A 23468-nucleotide genomic window follows, 5' to 3' on the forward strand; every position below is an offset into this window, starting at 1 on the left:
AATATTTTACGATACCGCAAAACAGAAAAGTTGATTGTATGAGAAATCTTTCAAATAAAATAAAATGCCATTAGCTTGCCAATTCACATGTTGGTTTAAAAAAGCATCTTTTAAAGCACCCAAACCCATTTCCCGACGGCACCTAGGAATGATGTAATGTTAAGTCCATTTAGCAACACCATCTTCACGTTTATGGAAAAGCAAGCTCGTATCAAATCTCATACTTCGCCACCCCCCTAATGTAGCGAAAGTCTTTAGCACTTAAGATGGTTCATAAGAAGCATTTTTATTCTTTCTTGAATGTTTTTATCTCACGAATCTCCCTCTTTTTGATGTACAAAAGACATGGTTTAGATTGGTTCAATATGGTATAGGTTAAAAATGAGAAAATCTTATGACACTTGGGTCTCTCACTCAACATGACAAAAAGTAATTTATATTTACAAATCAAAGTATTGTTCGAATAAAATAGTAGCTTTTTTGAGTAAAGGATATTTACTAGAACATATCTGAAAAACAAAAGCCTCATTCGAAAATGAGACTTTTGAAGTGTTTAATTCTGCAAAAAATTAAAATTTATAAGCTACCCCCACACGGAAATCGTTTGTCTTGTAGCCCATTTCAAATTTATCCTGTATGAATTTCTTTTTGCCAAAATCTGAATAACGATATTCTGCACGTACAATAATATTATCAGTCATTGCAAAATCAATACCACCTCCAAGGGTATAACCAATCATGGTCTTTTTTTCATCATGCAACCAATCAGAAAAATCAACTTCTCCATTTTTGCTATCAGCTACTGCCGCAAAAATATTCTGAAGTTGCGTATAAGCAATTCCTCCAGAAACATAAGGCATCATACGTTCAAGTGCAAAACCAACTTTCACTCGCGTAGCACCTGACCATTTTTGTTTTAAAGTATGCTGTATAGCCTCAATAGGTAACGCTGGAGATTCCTCCTCATGAGAATCTCTCGTGTAACCTGTTCTTTCTAAAGATTTTGCTATTCCTTCAGGTTTATTTTTTGGTAGAGGGATATCCTTCGTACTTTTTTTATTAGACCACATAACATCCGTATCAATACCTATAATAAAACCATTATCGATATCAATATTGGAACCTGCATAAACGCCCCCGATAAAACCAGAAAGTTTAGGCAAATTCTCTTTTCCAACTGGATTCCATATCCCTGTCTCTTTTTTTAAATAACTTGCAGTCGTTTTGCCTGAAAAGTTTCCAATCTGCCCTCCAAGATAAAATCCTGTCCAAGAAAAAGAAGGCGCTGCAATAACAGGAACAGGCTGTTCAGGAATAACGCTATCCGCTGCCTGTACGATAGAAATTGAAATTAAAGAAAATATAGATGTTGAGATTAAATACTTTGTAATCATAATTGCTCCCCTAAAAGCTAATGTGATACATAAATAATAGTAAATCGTTTCACATTTTTTGCAAAAAATCTATAGCAAAAATGACACAGTTAAAAACTTTAAACTCCTATTTAAAAATAAAATTATTTTTTAATAAATAATTATTATAAATACTTTAAAAAAATTATTTATAATTTTCTTAAATTATTACTTTATAATAGCTTTCATAGATGGATATTTCATTATTATCCATAATAATATAAACAACTCCAATATCAATTTTGTTTAAAAAATGAGATATATAATCAATAAAAATTTTTATCATATTTACTTCAATATATTTGTATAATAATAAATAATATATATCCACTACCTCTATAATATTTTATATAAATCTAATATGATAAAAACATTATTGAATATAATTATTGTGTTTAATATCTCTAACTTGATAAGTATATCTAATATAATACTACTGATTTATAACTGATCCATATTCTTGTATCATATACATGAGCAACATCATTCGCTAAAATCTAGTCCTTATTTCTTTTTGTATAAAGAATAACACCTAGAATGACTTTTTTTGATAGAGAAACTCTTTCATGACACTTGAAGAAATAAGTAGAGAATGGTTTTTACTCTCTAGATCTCTCAAACCTATATGACATAAAATATCAAAATTAATATATAAAAATGGAATTAATAATTTTTAAGCTTCTATAATATCTTTTTATGATTTTATCTAATAATCGCATTCAATAATTTCATAAAAGCATTATAAAATACATTTAATGTTTCATGACTTTCGTAAAAACTGAACAGACTAATTGCCCAGTTTCTGCAATTAATTTTTCAACACGAAGCAAATCAGGTTCCCCAACACTCTTTAACAAAAGATCACTTAATCCAGCTGGCATATCATTGGGATCAAGAGAATCATTTAAGCAAAGTCGTATAATTTGACTCAAATTTGTATAGAGACCATAGGCATAATGTAAATCAGCAACACATGACTGATTAAGAAAACTATTTGGTAAATTATCTAAAATATCTGCTGTCGTCTCTCCAATGTGAAACTCAATGACATGCGTAATAAGAGAAAATTGAGCAATAAACTCCAAATCCATAATGCCACCAGACATCGTTTTTAAATCCCATTGATTTTTTGGCGGCTTTTCTTTTGCAATCAAGGAACGCATTTCACATACTTCTTTTGCAACTTCCTTCTTATCACGAGAAATAGCAATAATTGCACACACTTCATTTTCTAGCTTTTGTAAAAAATCAGGATCTCCTGCAATGCCTCTAGCCCTTGTTAAAGCAAGATATTCCCATATCCATGCTTCTTGGCGATAATACTTTTTAAAAAATGGAAAAGAAACAGCAATAGGTCCTTTATTGCCTAATGGCCGTAATCTTAAATCAACGACATAAAGAACACCTTGGCTTGTAAGAGTGGATAAAGCAGAAACGAGGCGCTGTGCTAAACGCGTATAATATTGAGAGATATAAAGAGGCTTTTCTCCATCAGATATTTCTGCATCATCATCGTGTTCATAAAGCAAAACGAGGTCAACATCAGAATCTGCCGTTAATTCGCGACTTCCAAGCTTCCCCATACCCAATATGCCAACACGCCCCCCTTTAATACGACCATGAAGACGAGAAAATTCCTCTTGAACGGTAGCAAATGTTTTTGTAATCATAAGATCAGCAAGCGCAGTAAAAGCAAAACCCGCTCTTTCTCCTGTAATTGTACCATTCAAAATTCGAATACCAATCAAAAAACGTTGTTCATCTGCAAAAATTCTTAAATGGTCAAGAATTTCCTCATAAGAAAGAACATTTTCAAGAAAATATTCAAGCCGTTTTTCTAAGTACATTTTGGTCGGTAATTCTGAAAGAATATTCGGATCTAACATTCCATCAAAAACATGGGACCTGCGTGCAATAATTTCTGCAAGACGTGGAGCAGCCCCCATAATAAGGACAAGCATATCCAAAAGAGAGGGATTAGATTGCAAAAGACTAAAAAGTTGAATTCCTGAGGGTAAGCCCTGTAAAAAACTATCAAAACGCAACATCGCCTCATCAGCTCGCTTTGTCGCGCCAAAAGCTTTCAAAAGAGCTGGCGTTAATTCCGTTAATCTCTCGCGTGCTTCGGCTGATTGCGTTGCTTTATAACGACCACAGTGAAGGGTGCGCATAATACGACAAATATCACTTGCTCTTTCAAAGCCTAAACGGCTTAACGTTATTAATGTCTCTGGATCATCTTCTTCACCTGTAAAAACTAAATTACCAATTTCTAAACCAAGTTCTTGCTCATTCTCAAACAGTGCAGCATAATGTTTTTCAACAACCTGAAGTGTTTTTAATAAATCACGGATAAAACTGCTACTGTCTTGATAACCCATTAAATAGGCAACACTCGTGAATTGAACAGTATCATTTGGAAGAAGATGTGTTTGTTCATCGAAAAGCATTTGAATACGATGTTCCACATTTCGAAGAAATGCATAACTTTTTATAAGGCTATTTCTCGTTTTTTCACTGATCCAACCAAGCGTGTGAAGTTCTGCTAACATTGCAACTGTCTGACGTCCACGTAATTGAGGAAAACGTCCACCAGCAATGAGTTGTTGTGTCTGAACAAAAAACTCAATCTCACGAATACCCCCACGACCTAACTTTATATTATGCCCATAAGCTGCAATTTGACCATAATTTTTATGCGCATGAATTTGACGTTTGATCGAATGAATATCAGCAATAGCAGCGTAATCTAAATATTTCCGCCACACATAGGGAAAAAGCTCTTTGAGAAAGTTAAAACCTGCCCTCTTATCACCAGCAACTGGACGTGCTTTAATCATGGCTGCTCGTTCCCAATTTTGCCCACGCCCTTCGTAATAACGCAATGCAGTCCTTACTGGTAAGGCCAAAGGGGTTGATCCTGGATCTGGACGAAGACGAAAATCAAGACGAAAAACATATCCTTCCGCAGTGCGTTCTTGAATGATACGGATTAATCGGCGTACCATTTTAGAAAATACGTCAACACTTTCAGAAAGATTACCAATATGAGGTGATGTTTCATCAATGAAAACAATAAGATCAATATCAGAAGAATAATTAAGTTCCCCTGCTCCTAGCTTTCCCATCCCTAAAATAATTAAACCACAGTCTTTTTCTGGATTTTCGCGGCTTAGCAAATTAATCTTACCATGATCATGCGCTTCTCTTAATAGAAAACGTAGTGCTACACTTAATGCTGCTTCGCCCAAACGTGTCAACCAAGCACATGAAATTTCGTAAGTAAAAACACCTCCCAAATCAGCTAAAGCAATGAGAACATGCGCTTCTCGTTTTTTGCGCCTTAAAGCAGCCATCAATGAAGTTTCATTTATAGATTCATCCTTATCAATAGCCGTAATATCATCTATAATTTCGCTCAGCCTTGTTTCTATATCAACATTTAATAAAACACTAAGATATGATGGATTGGCAATTAAAACCTCACGCAAAAAAGGAGATAAGGTCATAACCGAACTGATAAAATCAATCTGCGTTCCACTCTCTGAAATGATGGAAACAAGCGATTCTAAACCTTCTTTCCTTGCTTGTTCTTCCATGTCTTTTAACCATTGGGAACCACTTTTATCGAGAGGACATAAAGAAAGAAGCTGTGTTTTTAAAAAAGCTTGTTTCGTCTGCGCTCCCTTGAAAAGCATTTTGCTTTCCTTTCTATTGCTTTATACTTTTAAAATAGTTATTACGTATGAAAAGAGAAAAGTGAAGAAAAATATCTTTAAGGAAATAACAAAATAGCCCTAAGCCCTGGATTTGCATTTTCAAGTAACAATTCACCCCCATGAAGCTTCATAACCGCTTTTGCTATACTTAAACCAATCCCAAACCCAGGTTGTGTGCGGCTTTCTTCAAGACGAACAAATCGTTCTGTCACTTTTTCACGTTTATCCTCTGCTATTCCTGGTCCATTATCGCTCACAACAACTAATAAATGTTCATCACGATATTCCATTGATAAGCAAACCTTCGCTTGCCTTCCACCTTTAGGCGCATATTTAATTGCATTATCTATAAGATTAAAAATTGATTGTGCAACAAGCTCACGATTCAATTTTAGCTCTTTATCAAATATATCTCCCAACTGAAGTAAAACACCTGACTCTTCAGCAAAAGGTTCGTAAAGCTCAACAGCATCCTCAATGATCAGTTTCATATTAATCATTTCAAGATGTTCAATTGTACTGCTGGCCTCAATACGTGAAATCATTAAAATCGCATTGAAAGTACAAATAAGTTGATCTGATTCTGCAATAACCCTATCAAGGACCTGACGATATTCAAGCTTTGTCTTATTTCCTGAAAGCGCCTCTTCAGCGCGATTTCTAAGACGTGTTAACGGCGTTTTCAGATCATGAGCAATATTATCTGATACTTGACGTAAACCAATATTTAACTCTTCAATGCGGTCTAACATAACATTAAGATTGGTTGACAATCGATCAAACTCATCCCCTACTCCAGAAACAGGTAAACGCCCACTGAAATCACCATCCATCAAACGCTGTGATGCAGCCGTTACATGATCAATCCTTTGTAAAGCTCTCCTGCCAACAAAAAACCATATGAGTAAAGCGCCTCCAACCATTGCAGCAAGTGCAATGATCACAGCTTTGCGAATAACCACTGCAAAACGTTCTGGCTCATCCAAATCACGTCCTATAAGAATCTTCATAGCATTAGGCAAGTCAACAATAACCGCCAAAGCGCGATGTTCACTTGTTTTGCCATGTTCTCCAAAACGGGAATACAAAAAAGAGGTAGAAATAAAACCACTCTGATTCAAAAGACCTAATTCAATACGCGCTACATTTCCTGCTAAAATACGCCCCATAGAATCTGTAACAAGATAAAGAAATGCTCCTGGTTGTCTTGAACGATAATCAATAGTGCGCATTAATAAGGATAATCCCCCATAATTATAAGCATTTTCAATATACTTTAATTCTTCATGTAAAGCCTGTTCAGTTTGCTCTGTTAACAATGAAGCAGAAAATGCCGTCATATAAATCGAAAGTCCTGTTGCCACCAATCCAAACAATAAAATGTAAAGTGCTGAAAGCCTTAGCGCCGTCGTGCGCATTATATTAATCAAACGATTCATGCTTTGTTATCTGGTACTTTGAGCATATATCCAGCTCCACGCACTGTATGGAGAAGGGGAACATCAAAATCTTTTTCAATTTTGGCTCTCAAACGAGAGATATGGACATCAATGACATTCGTTTGTGGATCAAAATGGTAATTCCAAACGTTTTCCAAAAGCATAGTGCGTGTAACAACCTGCCCCGCATAACGCATCAAATATTCAAGCAAACGAAACTCTCGTGGTTGCAATAGAATGTTTCTATCACCCCGTTTTACCGTATGTGCTAACCGATCAAGCTCAAGATTACCTACACAGTAAACAGTTTCTGCTTCTTTAGGATTTTTCCGCCGTTGTAAAACTTCAACACGCGCAAGAAGTTCAGAAAAAGCATAAGGCTTTGTCAAATAATCATCTCCCCCTGCACGCAGCCCCGTTACACGATCATTAACTTGCCCTAAAGCAGACAGAATAAGAACTGGTGTTTCATTGCCTTTAGCGCGCAATTCAGCAATAATAGAAAGACCATCACGATGCAAAAGCATTCGGTCAACAACCATAACGTCATAATTTTCCGTGGTTGCTAAAGCATATCCCGTATCTCCATCATAAGCAACATCAACAGAATGCCCTACTTCCAAAAATGCTTTTTCGAGATAATGCCCCGTCTCATGATCATCTTCAATAACGAGTATCTTCATAAAACGTATCTCCATTATTTTATTATGTTGTAGGACAAATATTTAATAAACATTTGTCCTACAACTAAAGCTTTATTTTTTGAAAATTGGAAGAGCAACAAAACGATTTTGATCATTTGTTCGCACTTGTAAGAGTATAGCTTTTCGTCCTAACTGCTGAGCATTTTTGATTGTGTTAATAATATCAGAGATTCGTTTAACCGGTTTATTATTTACTGTCACAATGATATCACCAGGGCGTATCCCTTTATCTGCAGCATCTGAATCGGTATCGACATCCGTTACGACAACCCCTACACCATCATCAGAAGGCATAACAATCAGACCATAATCTTCCAATGTTTCATCTAAATCACTCTGTCCATTTGAATATTTTGAAGTCTCTTTCTTACTTTCATCTTCAGACATTGAAGCGAGTTTAACCTTGATGCTCTCCTCCTTACCTGATCTCCAAATCCCTATGGTTACCATTTCTCCTGGTTTAATATTTGCAATACGTTTCGCCAGCTCACGCGCATCAGCAACTTTTTCATTATTCACTGAAATAATGACATCACCCGCTTTAATACCAGCCTTTTCTGCCGGTCCTTTTAACGGATCAGTAACCAAAGCGCCTTTGGCTTCTTTCAAACCTATTGAATCAGAAATCTCCTTTGTTACCGGCTGAATCTGAACACCTAACCAACCACGTTGAACTGAACCTTTTTCAATAAGTTGTTGTACAACCTGTTTTACAGTCGCTGCTGGAATAGCAAAAGCAATCCCAACATTTCCTCCAGAAGGAGAAAAAATTGCTGTATTAACCCCAACAACCTTTCCATTAAGATCAAACGTTGGACCACCAGAGTTTCCTCTATTAACAGCAGCATCAATCTGAATAAAATCATCGTACACACCAGTGCCAATATCACGTCCACGTGCAGAAACAATACCTGCTGTCACAGTTCCACCAAGACCAAATGGATTCCCAATGGCAACAACCCAATCCCCAACACGAAGCTTTGAATCATCACCAAAATCAACATAAGAAAATTTTCTTTTATCATTCACTTTTAATACGGCAAGATCGGTTTTGGGATCTTTCCCAATGAGCTTTGCATTCAATTCTGTACCATCATCAAGAACAACAGTATAACTTGTTCCATCAGAAATCACATGATCATTGGTCACAATGTAACCATCAGATGAAATAAAAAAACCCGATCCAAAAGCAACAGGACGGAGTCTCTGCGATTGGTGCGGAAATTTATTTTTAGGTTTATCAAAATCATAAAACTCTTTAAAAAATCTTTTTAAAGGATGCTGATCTGGTAATTGATCAAGTCCTGGACCACTAAAAAAGTTGCTAAAGAACCTATCTTCTTTCTTTTTATTGCTCTTTACTTGTACTGCTACAACGGCTGGTTTCACTTGAGCAACAATATCGGCAAATCCCTGTTGTTGCATTAACGAAGTAAATACAGAACTTGCATGAGCCTTTGTCATCCACAAGCTTGATGTACATCCACTAAAAAACAGCGCACTTTCCAATATCGCAGAAAAACTCACTGCGACAAACGTTTTAAAGAAAGCCTTTTTAACCATTTATTCTATGCTCCTATTCAATCATACCTTTATTTCAATTCCGATCACTTATAAAATACCAGACCTTACCGTTTTCTGTCTAAATTATTAAAGTTTTGTAAGGTTTCAGTATTCCCTAATATAATTACAATAAGATTGTCTGCTCATTGCAGATAATCTTATTTTTTCTTTTATGTAACATTTTTTTAATGCAATGACATTTTTGACTGTCCTTTTTCATTCACATAACTCATGATTATTCCGTTTGAAGTGGAAAAATATGATACTTACGCCAATGATAATAATGATCAAAGGCGAGAACCATAAAAACCAAGTTATCTTATTCAACGGTGGTTTCAAGAGAATAAACTCACCATATCGCTCAACAAGAAAGTCAGTGACTTGCTGATTACTATAGCCCATTTTTAGCCTTTCCCGAATTAAAAGCCGTAAATCACGTGCTAAAGCAGCATCTGAATCATCAATTGATTGATTTTGACAAACGGGACAACGTAAATGCGATGAAATATGGCGTGCTCGCGCTTCAAGAATCTTATCCTTTAAAATCTCATCCGGCTCTACTGCTATTGCTAATCGAAAAGGAAACGCTGCCATTAAAAAAAATACAATCCAAAATTTTTTTTTCATCTCAATGTCTTTTCCAAAAATTTAAAGCAAACACTACCTTATTGTACATGCCAATGCGAAACCAATACCCCAAAAGAGAAAGACATCCTCCCATAGCCATCATGAATGCCCCTAACCAAATACATATTACATAAGGCTTCCACCATATGTGCACAACAAGACCCCGATTATCGATCCGTCCCGGCACAATATAAAGCTGCGATAAGCCATGATTTTGAAGACCAACTTCTGTCGTTGCTGTATTTTGACTTGAGTAAAATCGCTTTGAAGCTGTTACATGACCCACAATATTGTTATTTTCATACACTTTAAAATAAAACTCCATTGCCGAATAATTTGAACCAACACCATCATGTACTGCATCAAAATGAAGAGTTTTATCCGCTATTGTTACCCTATCTCCTATATTCATGGTTAAAATACGTTCTTGCCCAAAATTGGCCACACAGACAATGCCAAATAATGTAACGCCTAATCCCATATGTGCCATTGCAGCACCAAAAACAGACCATGGCAATTGCAAAAATCTCTTAACGCGTATTGAAAAATCTGTCTTGCCATATCCACTCTTTCCCCACAGATCCGCTAAACTGCCTAAGAAAACAAATGCTGAAAGCCCAATGCCTAAAACTGCAAAAATATCACGCAAAGATGTCGCGTAAAAGGTTATAAAACAGACGATACCAACCAATACAAAAACAAACCACAACCGTTCAAAAACTGCGAGAAAATCACCGCGTTTCCATGCCATCATTGACCCAAATGGAACAAACAACAACAGCAAAAGCATGAGCGGTCCACAGGTAAGATTAAAAAAAGCAGCCCCTACAGAAATTTTTTGCCCTGTTAATATCTCAATAAAATAAGGATAAAGCGTACCAATCAATACTGTTGCTGTTATTGTTGTCAGTAACAAGTTATTTAAAACAATAAACCCTTCACGTGAAATTGGTTGAAAAAATCTTTCTGTTTTTAAAATAGGGGTACGCAAAGCAAAAAGAAGAAAAGCAGCTCCCGTAAAGAAAAATAAAAGTGCAAGAATTGCCTGCCCCCGTGCTGGATCAATAGCAAAGCTATGAACAGAAACTAAAAGTCCCGAACGAACAAGAAAAGTTCCCATTAAAGAAAGAGAAAAAGTTAGCAGAGCCAAAAACAAAGTCCAACTTTTTAATATTTCTCGTTTTTCGAGAACAAGAATAGAATGTAAAAGAGCTGTTCCTGAAAGCCAAGGCATAAACGAAACATTTTCAACAGGATCCCAAAACCAGTAGCCCCCCCATCCTAGCTCATAATAAGCCCAATAAGAGCCAACCATAATACCCAATGTCAAAAAACACCAAGAAAGTAAAAGCCACGGACGAATCCCACGCGCCCAAATTCTATCAACATGTCCCATAATCAATGCCGCAACGGCAAAAGAAAAACAAAGTGAAAAACCAACATACCCTAAATAAAGCAGCGGTGGATGAATTACTAACGCAACATCTTGTAAAAGAGGATTGAGACCATTTCCTTGCAACGCTGGTGGATTCACACGTAAAAATGGGTTGGATAAAAACAGAATAAATAAAAGAAAAGCACTTGTAATCCAACTTTGGCAAATTAAAACGAGTGTCTTAAAATCTTCTGGTAAATGCTGGCTAAATAACGCCATCAATGCACTAAAAAAAGCGAGACTTAAAACCCATAACAACATAGAGCCTTCGTGGTTGCCCCAAACACCAGTAATTTTATAGAGCATCGGTTTTTCTGAATGAGAATTCTCAACAACATTCAAAACAGAAAAATCAGATACGACATGAGCGTAAATCATCACTAAAAAAGATAAGAGCAATAATGTAAAAGTGATGTATGTTAGAGGAACAGCTGTTTGCATTAACAAACGCTCTCTCCACCAAAAACCTAAAGCAGGTAATAAAGTCTCTAATAAGCTTACTGCAAATGCTGCAACTAAAAAAATATGACCCAGTTCAACAAGCACAATCGAATTATTTCTCCACACTGTAATGTTTTCTCAAACGGTCAGCTGTTCCTTTAGGCATATAAGTTTCATCATGTTTGGCTAAAATACGCCTACCTATAAAAAAACCTTGTTTATCAAAATATCCTTCGATAATCACTCCCTGACCTTCACGAAAAAGATCCGGTAGGACACCATTGAAAACCACTTTTTTATGCTCTACGCTATCCGTTACAAAAAAAATAACGCCCATCTCTCCAACATATTTAACCGTTCCCTTTTCAACAAAACCACCCAAACGCAAAGGGCGCCCCGTTAAAATATCTTCTCTTGTAATGTCAGAGGGCATTCTAAAAAAACTGACCGCATTACGCATTGCATACACGATAAGACTTGCTGCAATCGCCATAATCAAACAACACAATAAGACGATGAGTAAGCGACTTTTTTTTCGCTGCTTTAAAATAACCTTCAACGAAGGAGAGTTTTTTAAAGATTGATTGTTCATAGACACTCTACGAAAAAATTTTAAAGGCGTTAAAAACGTTATATAAGCATCCATTTCTATAGTTTATTTTTTAAGAGTTTTGCACATCTTCTATAGAGGTGCAACTTTTTATCCAGTCCCTCACCTTTGCTAATAAGCTTACCAATAGCTTTCTTCCTTTTTTAGTTTTTTCATCAAATTTTATTTAATATATAACCACTTATATCGCGCTCTTTCCATTCTTCATTTCTGTTCTTTAATCGTCTCTACACATACCTTCCTCTTCTAGAACGCCCCCTCTTTTGTCTTCCTCAACAGCTTTTCTCTTTTATTTTCTCATCTCAATTGACGCCTATTCCTTTTCTTTATACGGCCCACTCGATAAATCACGTAACTGAATCATCATTTTTTCAACACGTGATCGCCCTGCAAAATTTTCAGGCATTGTATCAAGAAAGCTTTGTAAAAATTGCACTGCCTGCACAGTTTTTCCTGCTTGATGAAAGGCATCGGCCAACAATAAGCGCGGATAAAAATCTGTTGGTGCTAAATCCGCCGCTTTTTGAAAAGCATTTTGTGCTTCTTGCGTTATCATCCCTCCTTCATAACCAACCAATGCTAAACCATATCCTACAAGCCTTGGCGCGGTCTCTCCATTCAAACGAAGTGCATCTAAATAAGCATTGACCGCCTCTTGAAAATGGCGCTCTTCAAGATAGCCTACCGCTAACGCATCTGCGAGCTTGCCATCACGAGGTGATCGGAAAAACAGCACTTGTAAGCGAACAAGCTTTTCTTGCTGACTTAGAATTTTAGGATCTTTATCCATTAATTCGCTAAAAAAATAGCTTTTCACTTCCGGATTACCTGTCAGCCCATAAATACTCCATGTGATGAGAAGAACAAATAAAACACTTAAGGCCTTAAGAATATTCCTTTTTTTATAATGCATATAAAGCTTGTTACACTCAATCGTATGCCTATGGCTTCTATCACCATCCATGGTTTGATCTTTTCCTTCTTTCTTTATCCTATCGTCAAAACGGAGTGAAAGAAAAAGAACACTTGCCAGAAAAGCCAGAAAAAATGCTGCAAAAATGAATAAGAGCATATCACTTTTTTCCAATACCAACAGAGAATCTCTCGCTTACCTTTTATCCTCTTCATAAGAAGAGTGATGTGAATTAATAAAAATTCATTTTTTCATGGAGAATATTATAAAATCTATTATATATATCAATTAAACAAAGAAACTAAAAACAATGTTTCCTTACTCTTTAATGTATTGTCTGAAAATACTGCTTTACAAAATTTATAGACATTTCTTGCTTAAGGAGAAAATATGTTATTCTCCCATCTTAGGTAATAAAACTTTTGCATACAACCCACCCAAATCAGAACGTGATAAAAAGAGATTGCCTCCATATTCACTGACCATATCTGAAACAATTGCTAACCCTAAGCCTGACCCTAGTTTACTTTCATTAAAGCGCCGCCCTCTTTTTAATGCCTCATCAATTTTGTCTTCTGTTAAACCAGGACCATCATCTTCTACAAAGATACTAAAATATTCTGTTTCTTCAGCATTTTCTTCTAAACAACAAGAGATCAAAACCTTTGCGCGAGACCATTGAGTAGCATTTTCAATCAAATTTCCTATAATTTCTTCTAAATCTTCCTTCTCTCCAGAAAAAACAATATCATCAACATCCATAATAAATTGAATTTGTTTTTCAGGATTAAGCTTTTTCATAACCCGCACCAAGCGTTCAAGCACACTGCGAACAGACGTATGATAGACAACACTATCGCATTGTGCTGCAATCCGCGCACGCTGAAGATAATGATTGATTTGAGCTTGCATTATTTGCGTTTGCTCTCTCAACAAACTAGCCTTTTCTCCGCGCATCTTATCTGTCTCATTCATAATCACGGATAGAGGCGTCTTCAATGAATGCGCGAGATTACCAACCTGTGTGCGAAATCGCTCGATAATACGCTGATTATTATTAATGAGAGCATTCATCTCTTGTACAAGCGGCATCACTTCGCTTACTAAATCCGTATTCACATAATGAACTCTTCCTTCGCGAATATCATTCAATGCACGTCGAATAAGCTTTAACGGTTGAAAACTAAAGAAAATAATAGCAATATTAATAAGAACACTCCCGAGACCGAAACTCCAAAGAAAAATTTGCAAAGTTCGCTTAAATCCCTTTACCTGGGCATGAGCTTCATCGATATTCCCAACAAGCCGAAAACGTGCAATATGATTTTTATTATCAAGAACAACATCACTCTCAATCACTTGTAGCTTTTGACCATTGTTCCCCGTTATCCGATAAGAGCGAAAGAATTTATTGTCAAAAGGTATATCAACATCACTTGGTGTAAATATCTCGCCTGTTCCCAATGAAGGAGATGTCAATCTTCCTTTTAAATTATGGGATATCGAAACAACTTCCCAATACCATCCTGTTGTTGGATCAGAATAACGAATATCATCAATCCCAGCCCCTCCTATCAAGGTACCTTCCGATGACACCGTCACTGTTGCAATAAGACTGTAGAGTTGAGCAGAAAGGATACGCTCTAGGCTTTGTTCAGTTGAACGCTTATAAAATAAAATACTTACTGCAGAAATCGATAAAAGAGAAATAACAACCCATAATGTTGATAAGATCATAACACGTAAACTGAGAGATCGAGTAATTACAAAAAAGAACCTCCTATACCAATTATTCTCTTCAAAAACATTCATTAATCACCTCGCGTTCTCACGCGATATCCCATTCCTCGAATAGTTTCAATCAAATCCACTCCAAGCTTTTTCCGTAACCGACCTACAAAGACTTCCACTGTATTCGAGTCCTTATCAAAATCCTGATCATAAAGATGTTCAGTAAGCTCTGTTCTTGAAATGACCCTGTCACAATGATGCATGAGATACGAAAGCAGTCTGAATTCATAAGATGTTAGTTTAATCAATTGACCATCCACAAAAACACGAGACGTCTTTGTATCCAACAAAACATTTCCGCAACATAATGCACTCGTCGCATGTCCCGTAGTGCGACGAATTAATGCTCGCAAGCGCGCCATCACTTCCTCCAAATGAAATGGCTTCACAACATAATCGTCAGCTCCAGCATCAATACCGTGCACCTTATCAGACCAACGGTCTCGCGCTGTTAGCATTAAAACAGGCATGGAGAGCCCTTCTTGACGCCACTTTTCAACAACACTAATACCATCAATCTGCGGTAAACCTATATCAAGTATCACCGCGTCGTAAGACTCTGTGCTACCTAAAAAATAAGCCTCTTCACCATCGAAAGCACTATCGGAAACATATCCTGCACGTCTTACAGCTTCTGCTAATTGATGGTGAAGATTCCGATCATCTTCAACGATTAAGATACGCATCACAACACCATCTGCCAAAAACTAATCAGCAGGAACAAAAAACTCAACACGACGTAATTTTTCACCATTACGGGCTGGTACAACAACCACAATTGCACACATGTCCTTTCCATCCTGAACAACCGGTTTTGAACGGACGAGAACCCCACTCTCTTGCGCAGCAGCCTTCTTACCTAATTCAGCACACCCCGAAGCTAGAACATAATCTGCTTCTAAAAAAGCTGCTATTATTACAAACAAGAATTTTTTTTTCATCATAAATATTTCAATAACCCATCTCTTCTCTTCCTTGATAAAGGATAAAAGAAATAATGGTTTTTTTTGGTCGATTAAAAAATCACAAATGGAAAAACTTTATCCTCTATCTTACAGAAGTAACATATTAACATTAATCCAAATTTTTAAAAAATCAAAAAAATATTTTTAATAATGAGAATAAAATTTATTCAATAAAATAATAAAATATTAATATACTATCTTACAAAAAATGCATAATTCTAAAACAAATTCTTTCTCTGTTATAACTATAGAAAAAAAATACTTCTACTCCATATACTTATTGTAGATTTGTTTGGTTGTATTGCTTTGCCATAGGCTCTCTTTAAATGTTTGATTTTTTTAAAAAAAAGAAAGGGCAACACCGTAAGCCATTTCATAGTCCTGCTCTCATTGAATTAGACGCACGATTAGACACAGCGCTTTATCACATTCGTTCTGCTAACAGTTTTTTCTGGAAAAAGGCAAAAATCGTCTCACAAAATTTTCATCTTCAAGGATGGAAACGTTTTATTGTTGAAGTTCTCGATGAAATACTAACATTAGGGTTGATGGGATTTACTCTTTTCACCATTTTGGGCATTTCTGTTTTTGAACTTACCAAAACAGATTGGTCTTCTCCTAAAAACTTTTCCATTCTTTTTCTCGATCTCTATGGAAATCCAATTGGACACCGTGGTGCAATGCCGGCTATTTCTGTCCCTGTTGAAGAAATGCCTGACACTGTTATTAAAGCCGTTCTTGCCACAGAAGACCGTCGTTTTTTTGATCATTGGGGCGTTGATTTTCAAGGACTTACACGGGCAATTTCACAAAATATTCAAGCTAAAGGGGTGGTGCAAGGTGGTTCAACTCTCACACAACAATTGGCTAAAAATTTATTCTTAACAAACGAGAGAACCATAACACGTAAAATCAAAGAAGCTTATCTTGCTCTTTGGCTAGAAGCAAATTTTAGCAAAAAGCAGATTTTGCAACTTTATCTTGATCGAGCCTATATGGGAGGAAACAATTTTGGTATTGCAGCCGCTGCAAAATTTTATTTTGGAAAAGATATCCGTCATGTATCTTTGAGTGAATCTGCTATGTTAGCAGGACTCTTTAAAGCTCCAACAAAATATGCCCCTCATAGTCATCTCTTTGCTGCTCAAACACGTGCCAATGTCGTCCTTTCTAATCTTGTTAATAGTGGCTTTATGACGAAAAGCCAGATTATCAACGCGCATCGCCACCCTGCTAGGGCCCTTCCCCAAATAGACAATAATCAGCCTGATTATTTTCTTGATTGGGCATTCGAGGAAGTCAAAAAAATGCGCAATCAACTTCCAAGCCATAGTTTAATTATTCAAACGACCCTTGATCCGAATATTCAAAAAGCAGCAGAAGAATCAATTGCCTATCATTTACATCAATATGGTCAACAATATCGTGTAACACAAGCAGCCACCGTTATACTCGATAATAACGGTGCGGTATGTGCAATTGTTGGAGGACTAGATTACAAAAAGAGCCAATTTAACAGAGCAACACAGGGCGGTCGACAACCTGGTTCTTCATTCAAACCTTATGTTTATGCAGCCGCAATGGAACATGGATTATCACCCTCAACAATCGTTCTAGATGCTCCCATCAATTGGGGAGGTTGGACACCCAAAAATAATTCTGGTCGTTATCTGGGAAAAATTGACTTAGCAACAGCTTTAGCCTTTTCCATTAATACAGTCCCTGTTTATCTCACCTACCAATATCTTAACCGCGATACCCAACCTATCATAGATCTCATTAAAAATATGGGGATTAACGCGCATATTTTATCACACAAAACGATGGTTCTTGGCACTTCCAACATGACCCCCATGGATCAAGCTACAGGCTTTAATGTCTTTGCCAATGGAGGAATAGCGGGTAATCGTCATGGGTTTACGCAAATCAAAACAATTGGTGGTCGTGTTGTGTGGGATTTCGAACATAACGGAAAAAAACTACACCGAGTTCTGAGTGAACAATCAGCAGCTTATATGAATCAAATGATGGTGGGTGTCACAACACGAGGATCTGGTAAGCGTGCTGCGTTGCCCATGACTCTTGTCGCTGGGAAAACTGGAACATCACAATCTTATCGTGATGCTTGGTTTGTTGGCTTTACGGGAAATTATACGGGAGCGGTATGGATGGGAAATGATAATTTTTCACCGATGAATCGTGCTTTTGGGGGTGGCGTTCCTGCCATGATATGGCATCGTATCATGCTTGCTGCGCATCAAAATATTATGCTCAAACAGCTCTATGGTGTTAAAGATTCTCTCCTTCCTTATCAGCCTCCAGTACTTTCCGCCCATGCAGATTCTGAAGTTTCCTCCCAAATACCCTCTACGCTTTCTCCTGAAACATTAAATATCGTGCGATTGATTAACAAAGATCTGAAAAAACCTCTTCAATCTCTTTGAAGATGAAAACAACTGGAGATTCAACATTTTGAATTCAAGATATTCACTGATGTTTTTTAATATCACCATTTTCTTTTTTATCTTCGCTTTTTCCATTTTATGTGGAACACTGAGTGTCGATTATGTGCTCAATTCCTTTCATCATTTTGGACACTTTACAATTGGAAAATGGAGCGCTTATCCACAAGTAGGAACCGCCAATATGGATCCTTATACCCGCGCTCGCACTGCCAAACGAGGTATTGTTTCACTCGGACGAACTGAAGGTATTCAATTCCAGATTTGGCAAGATAACCAAGGGCGTCCACTTCATCATCACTGTCATTATTTGCTCAAAGGCACCATCCCTGAAACCCGTCTTTTTACCCTTTATACAGCTGACAAATCCCTTAAACCCTATACTTCATCCAAAGAAATACCTTTTGAACTTCACACTAATAATATTATCTATGAGCATGATGGATCATTCCGCATCAATATTTCACCCACACCGCAAACCGGTAATTGGCTTGCAACAATTAGTCAAAAAGAATTCGGGCTTATTCTTACTTTATACGATACTCCAATCATCTCAGCAACGGCATTACAAAAGCTCACAATGCCCTCTATAGAACAAATTCCATCAGGACAAATAAATTGTGATTAGATTCATTTATACCGCACTTCTTGCAATCATTGGCGCTATTATCGTTCATATTTGCTTTTTATTTCTGATCCCCACCTGGGCACAAGATAATATATGGACAGCACTAAAAAAATCTGGAACCTCTTATCAATTTGTCGATTTTACTCCTGATAATCCTATTCAACAATATACTGATCCACTCTTTCTTCTTAAAGTCTGCAGATTTAATCTTGAAAATGGACCTGTTCATTTAAAAGCTTTGAAAACACGACAATTTTGGTCACTAGCAGCCTACACACACGACGGAATTATTTTCTATAGCCTTAATGACCGAACAGCCCCTGATGCGATACTCGATCTTATCATTGGAAAACCAATACAAATCATAGAACTCAAAAAATCAAAACCTAAAAAAAATGCCAATTCAGTTTTGGTTGCTAAAAATTTGAATGAAGGGTTTGTTATTTTACGTATTTTTGTCCCTTCTTCCCTTGCAAAAAAAGAAAGTGAAGCTTTTCTTTCATCTGCGACCTGTCGCATATTTTATGAATAAAAACGGACTAACCTCTCATTTGTACAATACCTTACTTTCTGTACAAAATACATGAAGCCTATCAAAATGGTTATCTTTTTTCTCTATTAATCAAATATTCGAATTCAGATTTATCTGATTGTAGATCCCTCAATTTTTTATTGAGGTAGAATGAAATCTCTATTGCACATAATCATATCCTATTTGAGACGCATTATCTGACAGAAAAAACTCCCCGCCATTAGAAGAGAAAAATCAAGAGTAAAGTTCTAAAAATATATGCTGCTAACAACCGTAGAACTTGTTATTTGAGTTTACTTCTTTTTATTTACAAAAATTCCCATAAAGTTCGCATCAACAACATGATAAACTATAGAAGAAATACTGATCACTTTCAATGAAGTGCTAAAATAACCGCTGGAAACTTATAAGACATTACGCATCCTTGACCTTAAAAATAAGTGCTTTATTTTTGGTTTATGAGCAGAAGCTTTTTGTAAGATAGCACTCTGAAAAAACTTGGCTTATAGTTTACAATTGAGGGGAAAAAACTTCATGAAGAAGAGATATGTTCGATTCGTTTCAAGAGCAGCAGTATGGTCCCCTCGATTTGGTGGTTTAGCCTTCTTTATTTTATTATTTTCAGTCATTTTACAACGTTTTTCCTTACTTAACGTAAGCGACTTCATAATCTTGATAGGTATCTCTACTGGCTGTGTAATTATTTCTCTTTTTCTGGCTCTTAAAGCACTTCATAGTTTGTGGGTCTATGGTGCTCTAGGGGGAATGAAAGCTTTAAAAGGGATCATTTATTCATTAATAACTGCGACACCATTGATGCTCTTTTTTGGACTTTGGTTTACCTTACCAGCTCTTTACGATATTTCTACCGATACACAAAGACCACCGGCTTTTTTTCGCACAATACGTCCCAGCGATGCTTTACCGCTCAAAAGTGTTTTGACTGAACAAGCAGCAATACAGATCTCACAATGGCCAGAAATATCGGGGCGCCGTTATGATGGCTCACCTGATCGTATTTGCGAATCTGTTCTCAATGTTTTAGAAGCCTATGATTGGCCTGTTGTAGCGCAAAGAGAATTCAAAGGCGAAGAAAATGAAATTTACATTGAAACAATAGCAAAAACTTTTTACCTTGGCTTTATTTCAGATATCATCGTTCGTTTAACTGATGAAGGGGATACCACTTTTGTTGATATGCGTTCTGCTTCTCGTTATTTGCCAAGAGATTTGGGGACAAATGCTGCTTTTATTATCGATTTTATGGATGCCCTTGATACGGAAATCGCTTCCCTTCCTCTTTCACAAGACGATGAATAACGATCAAGAGAGAGATAAGACACTTTATTTCACAAAAATTGCTTATTTTTCAATACATTATGATACATAAGCAAACAATCACTTTTCAAAGCTATAAACTAAAAATTCTTATACAAAAGATAATACTCTCAAACCTAACCATTCTTGAAATAATGAAAAAAATTAAAAAAATAGGAAATAAAAAACAGAAATATTGATAATAATGTTAATATTAAAGCCTCTGTCTAACTGTAATCAGTAAATATTTTTAAAAGTTTAATATTAAATAAATTATTATAAAACTCATATCAAAACATTATTATATAAAGATAATAAATAGTCATTGTTCATATAAATAATGTATACAAATAAAAAATGTTATAGAAAGTAATATAATAAATATAATGAAAAAAAATGTTGTGAAAAAATTTTTTTCACAATTTCTTTTTTACTATAACCTTTAGATTTATAACATGAAAACAATGTATAGAAAAATATAAATAAAGCACCTATAGAAAATAATAATTCTACAATAATACTAATAAGCTCATTCATAAAAAAAATCCAAATTAAATATATAATTTTGTAAAATTATACACCTAAACCTTCCTGTCAAGTTTGTAGACACATAATTATGCCTACAAGCTTGTTCATTTTAGAAATATCTGCTGATTTTTATATTAGCGATAACATCCATAGAGTGTATTTCCTACACCTGTAGCAAATCCTACTCCAGTGCCAACTCTTCCTCCTAACATTAGACCTTCCGCAGCGCCTATTGGTCCTCCAACTGACCACCCCATAAGTCCACCAGTTACCACTCCCATATCATGTCCGATATGTCCGATATGTCCCATTGACAATCCTGCAGAGAGATAATCTCCAACAGTACACCCAGGTCGAGATCCACTACTTGAAAAATTCATTGATGAAATATTTGACCACGTATTAGGAACATATAAAACCTCCTTGTTTATTAAAAAATGTATTAGAGAGATACAATTAAAATGGTTTAATATTTTATTTAAATATATTTAATACACTATTAAATAAATTAATTTTATAGTATATATTCATAAAAAATATTATAAAAATTAATATAAAAATTAAGCTTATTATAAATAATAATATATTTCTTTTATATTCTTTCGTATTATAATTTTTATATTTATTTTGCAATAATAAATAATATATTATTGTAATTACACTTATTATTGAAAGTAATATATTTACAATAAAATGACTAAAATCTTCCCACATTAATAATAACCACTAAAATAGTTAATAATAAAATTATAAAATATAATTTATCTAATTTTATTTTTACATAAGATTATATTTACATTAGTAAAATACTTATAAATAAAGATAAAACACATCAAATATTTTATATATTAATATCATTTATTAAATAATAAAGTCCAAAATATATTATAAAGTATATAATAATTATAACTACCCCCAATTTAATAGATTTTTTCCAAGTAGGAAATTGTAATTTATAAAAAAGTATACTTAAAATTAAAAAAATGTTTGTTGCAAGTAATGCATTTTTAATATTAAATAAAATATCTCCCATAATATTTTCCAATTAATTAAATAATTTAATACATAATATTATGATATATAAAAACTAGTTAAACAATATATTAATTTACAAATAACTTAACTAAATAAAACAAAATAAAGAACACACTAAAAAATAAAATTATTCTTATTAATGATTTTTTTTTAATATTTTTTTCATCGTATCCCTTAGAGACATAATACAATTCAAACAAAGATATAAATATACTTAAACAACAAACTGTAAAAAATAATTCAGAAAAGATACTTAAAATATACATAACACATAAAATTTCCAAATTAAAATATAAATCAATTTATTAATGAAATATACTCTATAAACACCTATAGACATATTTATTAAAATATGTCTATAATATTACTATAACTTTAAATATATATTAAAATATTATAACTTAATAGCATACATTATACCGAAAACCTATCCCCACAAGTCCTCCAAGACCGTAGCCAACACCAGAACCAATTGCACCACCAGTTCCCGCTCCTGCCAACGTACCCGCTCCTGCTCCGAATGCTCCCGCGACACCTCCTATAATTACTCCACCAGTCTGTCCTATATGATATCCTACTAATCCCGATGAATGTGCTGTCGAGAGATAATCTCCAACAGTACACCCAGGTCGTGATCCACTGCTTGAAAAATTCATTGATGAAATATTTGACCACGTATTAGAAACATGAGACCAACCATTAGAAAAACTAGAACTAAATGAACCAAACATATAAATCCCCCTTTATATTTTGTAAAAAAACATATCAGAACGATACAATTAAGATGGTTAGCATGCAGTTTAGCACGGCTATTAGCACTCTATCAAGCTACTTAGGGGCTTATTTAGCCAATCGGCTTACGCTAGAATTTGGACGACGCGTTTACACCCATCTTTTAAGGCTCTCCTGCCTGTTTTACGCCATTAGCAAATGGGAGAACTGTTTTCACGTATTGGAAAGATTAATACAATTCGTGCTTTTTAAGAAAAAACTCTGTAAAACAAATAAACTTAGCAAATTTGATTATAAACTTATAGCTACATAAATTTATAGATACGCAAACAATCTATAACAAAAAATAGAATTTTCGTATAGAATGTTGCTTTTTCTATCTCTTTTTAACTAAGTCAGCTCATTTTCTGAAATGTAAAAAGTCTACATAGATATAAAACAAATACTAAAAATAAATCTTATTTAACCTGATAAAAAACATATCATATATAATAATATTTTAATTTAAAATAATTTATCTATTTTACGAATGATTTTATATATATAGAGATATAGATAGAAATTTAGAATTCTATAAATAATAAACTTAACTCAAATAAATCTAATTTTATATTC

17 protein-coding genes and 1 pseudogene are annotated in these 23468 nt (G+C 35.0%); 4 read left to right on the plus strand and 14 right to left on the minus strand.

What is annotated here, in order from left to right; translation table 11 throughout:
* Positions 1 to 569 precede the first annotated feature (569 nt).
* From ACFIM8_RS02080 to ACFIM8_RS02135, 12 genes are all read right to left on the minus strand, one after another.
* Entirely contained in the window at positions 570 to 1394 is an 825-nt protein-coding gene (locus ACFIM8_RS02080; protein ID WP_375614411.1) for an outer membrane protein, read from the minus strand.
* A gap of 770 nt (positions 1395 to 2164) precedes the next feature.
* Positions 2165 to 5110: a bifunctional [glutamine synthetase] adenylyltransferase/[glutamine synthetase]-adenylyl-L-tyrosine phosphorylase gene (locus ACFIM8_RS02085; protein ID WP_375606363.1), complete on the minus strand. Its 2946-nt coding sequence runs from the start codon at positions 5108 to 5110 to the stop codon at positions 2165 to 2167.
* A 77-nt stretch (positions 5111 to 5187) separates the two neighbouring features.
* A complete protein-coding gene (locus tag ACFIM8_RS02090; protein WP_375606364.1) occupies positions 5188 to 6570 on the minus strand; it encodes an ATP-binding protein in 1383 nt (460 codons plus the stop codon).
* Entirely contained in the window at positions 6567 to 7253 is a 687-nt protein-coding gene (locus ACFIM8_RS02095; protein ID WP_273791552.1) for a response regulator transcription factor, read from the minus strand. Before ACFIM8_RS02095 ends, ACFIM8_RS02090 begins: the two co-directional genes overlap by 4 nt.
* Before the next feature lie 72 nt (positions 7254 to 7325).
* Complete coding sequence (locus ACFIM8_RS02100; protein WP_375606365.1) at positions 7326 to 8837, minus strand: Do family serine endopeptidase; 1512 nt, start codon at positions 8835 to 8837, stop codon at positions 7326 to 7328.
* A 216-nt stretch (positions 8838 to 9053) separates the two neighbouring features.
* A complete protein-coding gene (locus ACFIM8_RS02105; RefSeq protein ID WP_375606366.1) occupies positions 9054 to 9464 on the minus strand; it encodes a cytochrome c-type biogenesis protein CcmH in 411 nt (136 codons plus the stop codon).
* Between the two features lies 1 nt (position 9465).
* Positions 9466 to 11445 carry a heme lyase CcmF/NrfE family subunit gene (locus tag ACFIM8_RS02110; RefSeq protein ID WP_375614412.1) on the minus strand — a complete coding sequence of 660 codons (1980 nt, stop codon included), beginning with the start codon at positions 11443 to 11445 and terminating at the stop codon, positions 9466 to 9468.
* Positions 11446 to 11452: 7 nt separating this feature from the next.
* On the minus strand, positions 11453 to 11932 hold the full coding sequence (gene ccmE, locus ACFIM8_RS02115; protein WP_375614413.1) for a cytochrome c maturation protein CcmE: 480 nt from the start codon (positions 11930 to 11932) through the stop codon (positions 11453 to 11455).
* 331 nt (positions 11933 to 12263) lie between these two features.
* Positions 12264 to 13022, minus strand: a complete 759-nt coding sequence (locus ACFIM8_RS02120; RefSeq protein WP_375614414.1) for a tetratricopeptide repeat protein — start codon at positions 13020 to 13022, stop codon at positions 12264 to 12266.
* A 234-nt stretch (positions 13023 to 13256) separates the two neighbouring features.
* On the minus strand, positions 13257 to 14675 hold the full coding sequence (locus ACFIM8_RS02125) for an ATP-binding protein (protein ID WP_375606370.1): 1419 nt from the start codon (positions 14673 to 14675) through the stop codon (positions 13257 to 13259).
* Positions 14675 to 15340 (minus strand): response regulator transcription factor, encoded by a 666-nt coding sequence (locus ACFIM8_RS02130; RefSeq protein ID WP_375606371.1) that lies wholly within the window; start codon positions 15338 to 15340, stop codon positions 14675 to 14677. The genes ACFIM8_RS02125 and ACFIM8_RS02130 overlap by 1 nt, the downstream gene beginning before the upstream one ends.
* Positions 15341 to 15361: 21 nt before the next feature.
* On the minus strand, positions 15362 to 15598 hold the full coding sequence (locus tag ACFIM8_RS02135) for a hypothetical protein (protein ID WP_375606372.1): 237 nt from the start codon (positions 15596 to 15598) through the stop codon (positions 15362 to 15364).
* Positions 15599 to 15945: 347 nt separating this feature from the next.
* Between ACFIM8_RS02135 and ACFIM8_RS02140 the strand changes: the two are divergent.
* The 4 genes and pseudogenes from ACFIM8_RS02140 (at position 15946) to ACFIM8_RS02155 (ending at position 20561) form a co-directional block, all read left to right on the plus strand.
* Positions 15946 to 18095 (plus strand): annotated as a pseudogene (locus ACFIM8_RS02140) (transglycosylase domain-containing protein).
* Positions 18096 to 18112: 17 nt separating this feature from the next.
* Positions 18113 to 18709 carry a DUF1214 domain-containing protein gene (locus ACFIM8_RS02145; protein WP_375614415.1) on the plus strand — a complete coding sequence of 199 codons (597 nt, stop codon included), beginning with the start codon at positions 18113 to 18115 and terminating at the stop codon, positions 18707 to 18709.
* On the plus strand, positions 18702 to 19241 hold the full coding sequence (locus ACFIM8_RS02150; protein ID WP_375614416.1) for a hypothetical protein: 540 nt from the start codon (positions 18702 to 18704) through the stop codon (positions 19239 to 19241). Before ACFIM8_RS02145 ends, ACFIM8_RS02150 begins: the two co-directional genes overlap by 8 nt.
* Before the next feature lie 534 nt (positions 19242 to 19775).
* On the plus strand, positions 19776 to 20561 hold the full coding sequence (locus tag ACFIM8_RS02155) for a DUF1499 domain-containing protein (RefSeq protein WP_375614417.1): 786 nt from the start codon (positions 19776 to 19778) through the stop codon (positions 20559 to 20561).
* A gap of 659 nt (positions 20562 to 21220) precedes the next feature.
* Here ACFIM8_RS02155 and ACFIM8_RS02160 read toward each other — a convergent pair.
* Entirely contained in the window at positions 21221 to 21466 is a 246-nt protein-coding gene (locus ACFIM8_RS02160; RefSeq protein ID WP_375606377.1) for a hypothetical protein, read from the minus strand.
* Between the two features lie 1056 nt (positions 21467 to 22522).
* Positions 22523 to 22852 carry a hypothetical protein gene (locus ACFIM8_RS02165; protein ID WP_375606378.1) on the minus strand — a complete coding sequence of 110 codons (330 nt, stop codon included), beginning with the start codon at positions 22850 to 22852 and terminating at the stop codon, positions 22523 to 22525.
* Between the last annotated feature and the right edge of the window lie 616 nt (positions 22853 to 23468).

This window comes from Bartonella sp. AC535YNZD (genome assembly GCF_042196625.1).
Taxonomy (GTDB): Bacteria; Pseudomonadota; Alphaproteobacteria; order Rhizobiales; family Rhizobiaceae; genus Bartonella.

Excerpts from the sequence above, each read along its gene's own strand:
- ACFIM8_RS02080 (WP_375614411.1), bottom strand. The coding sequence starts at position 1,394 with ATGATTACAAAGTATTTAATCTCAACATCTATATTTTCTTTAATTTCA.
- ACFIM8_RS02085 (WP_375606363.1), bottom strand. The coding sequence starts at position 5,110 with ATGCTTTTCAAGGGAGCGCAGACGAAACAAGCTTTTTTAAAAACACAG.
- ACFIM8_RS02090 (WP_375606364.1), bottom strand. The coding sequence starts at position 6,570 with ATGAATCGTTTGATTAATATAATGCGCACGACGGCGCTAAGGCTTTCA.
- ACFIM8_RS02095 (WP_273791552.1), bottom strand. The coding sequence starts at position 7,253 with ATGAAGATACTCGTTATTGAAGATGATCATGAGACGGGGCATTATCTC.
- ACFIM8_RS02100 (WP_375606365.1), bottom strand. The coding sequence starts at position 8,837 with ATGGTTAAAAAGGCTTTCTTTAAAACGTTTGTCGCAGTGAGTTTTTCT.
- ACFIM8_RS02105 (WP_375606366.1), bottom strand. The coding sequence starts at position 9,464 with ATGAAAAAAAAATTTTGGATTGTATTTTTTTTAATGGCAGCGTTTCCT.
- ccmE (WP_375614413.1), bottom strand. The coding sequence starts at position 11,932 with ATGAACAATCAATCTTTAAAAAACTCTCCTTCGTTGAAGGTTATTTTA.
- ACFIM8_RS02120 (WP_375614414.1), bottom strand. The coding sequence starts at position 13,022 with ATGCTCTTATTCATTTTTGCAGCATTTTTTCTGGCTTTTCTGGCAAGT.
- ACFIM8_RS02125 (WP_375606370.1), bottom strand. The coding sequence starts at position 14,675 with ATGAATGTTTTTGAAGAGAATAATTGGTATAGGAGGTTCTTTTTTGTA.
- ACFIM8_RS02130 (WP_375606371.1), bottom strand. The coding sequence starts at position 15,340 with ATGCGTATCTTAATCGTTGAAGATGATCGGAATCTTCACCATCAATTA.
- ACFIM8_RS02135 (WP_375606372.1), bottom strand. The coding sequence starts at position 15,598 with ATGATGAAAAAAAAATTCTTGTTTGTAATAATAGCAGCTTTTTTAGAA.
- ACFIM8_RS02145 (WP_375614415.1), top strand. The coding sequence starts at position 18,113 with ATGTTTTTTAATATCACCATTTTCTTTTTTATCTTCGCTTTTTCCATT.
- ACFIM8_RS02155 (WP_375614417.1), top strand. The coding sequence starts at position 19,776 with ATGAAGAAGAGATATGTTCGATTCGTTTCAAGAGCAGCAGTATGGTCC.
- ACFIM8_RS02160 (WP_375606377.1), bottom strand. The coding sequence starts at position 21,466 with ATGAATTTTTCAAGTAGTGGATCTCGACCTGGGTGTACTGTTGGAGAT.
- ACFIM8_RS02165 (WP_375606378.1), bottom strand. The coding sequence starts at position 22,852 with ATGTTTGGTTCATTTAGTTCTAGTTTTTCTAATGGTTGGTCTCATGTT.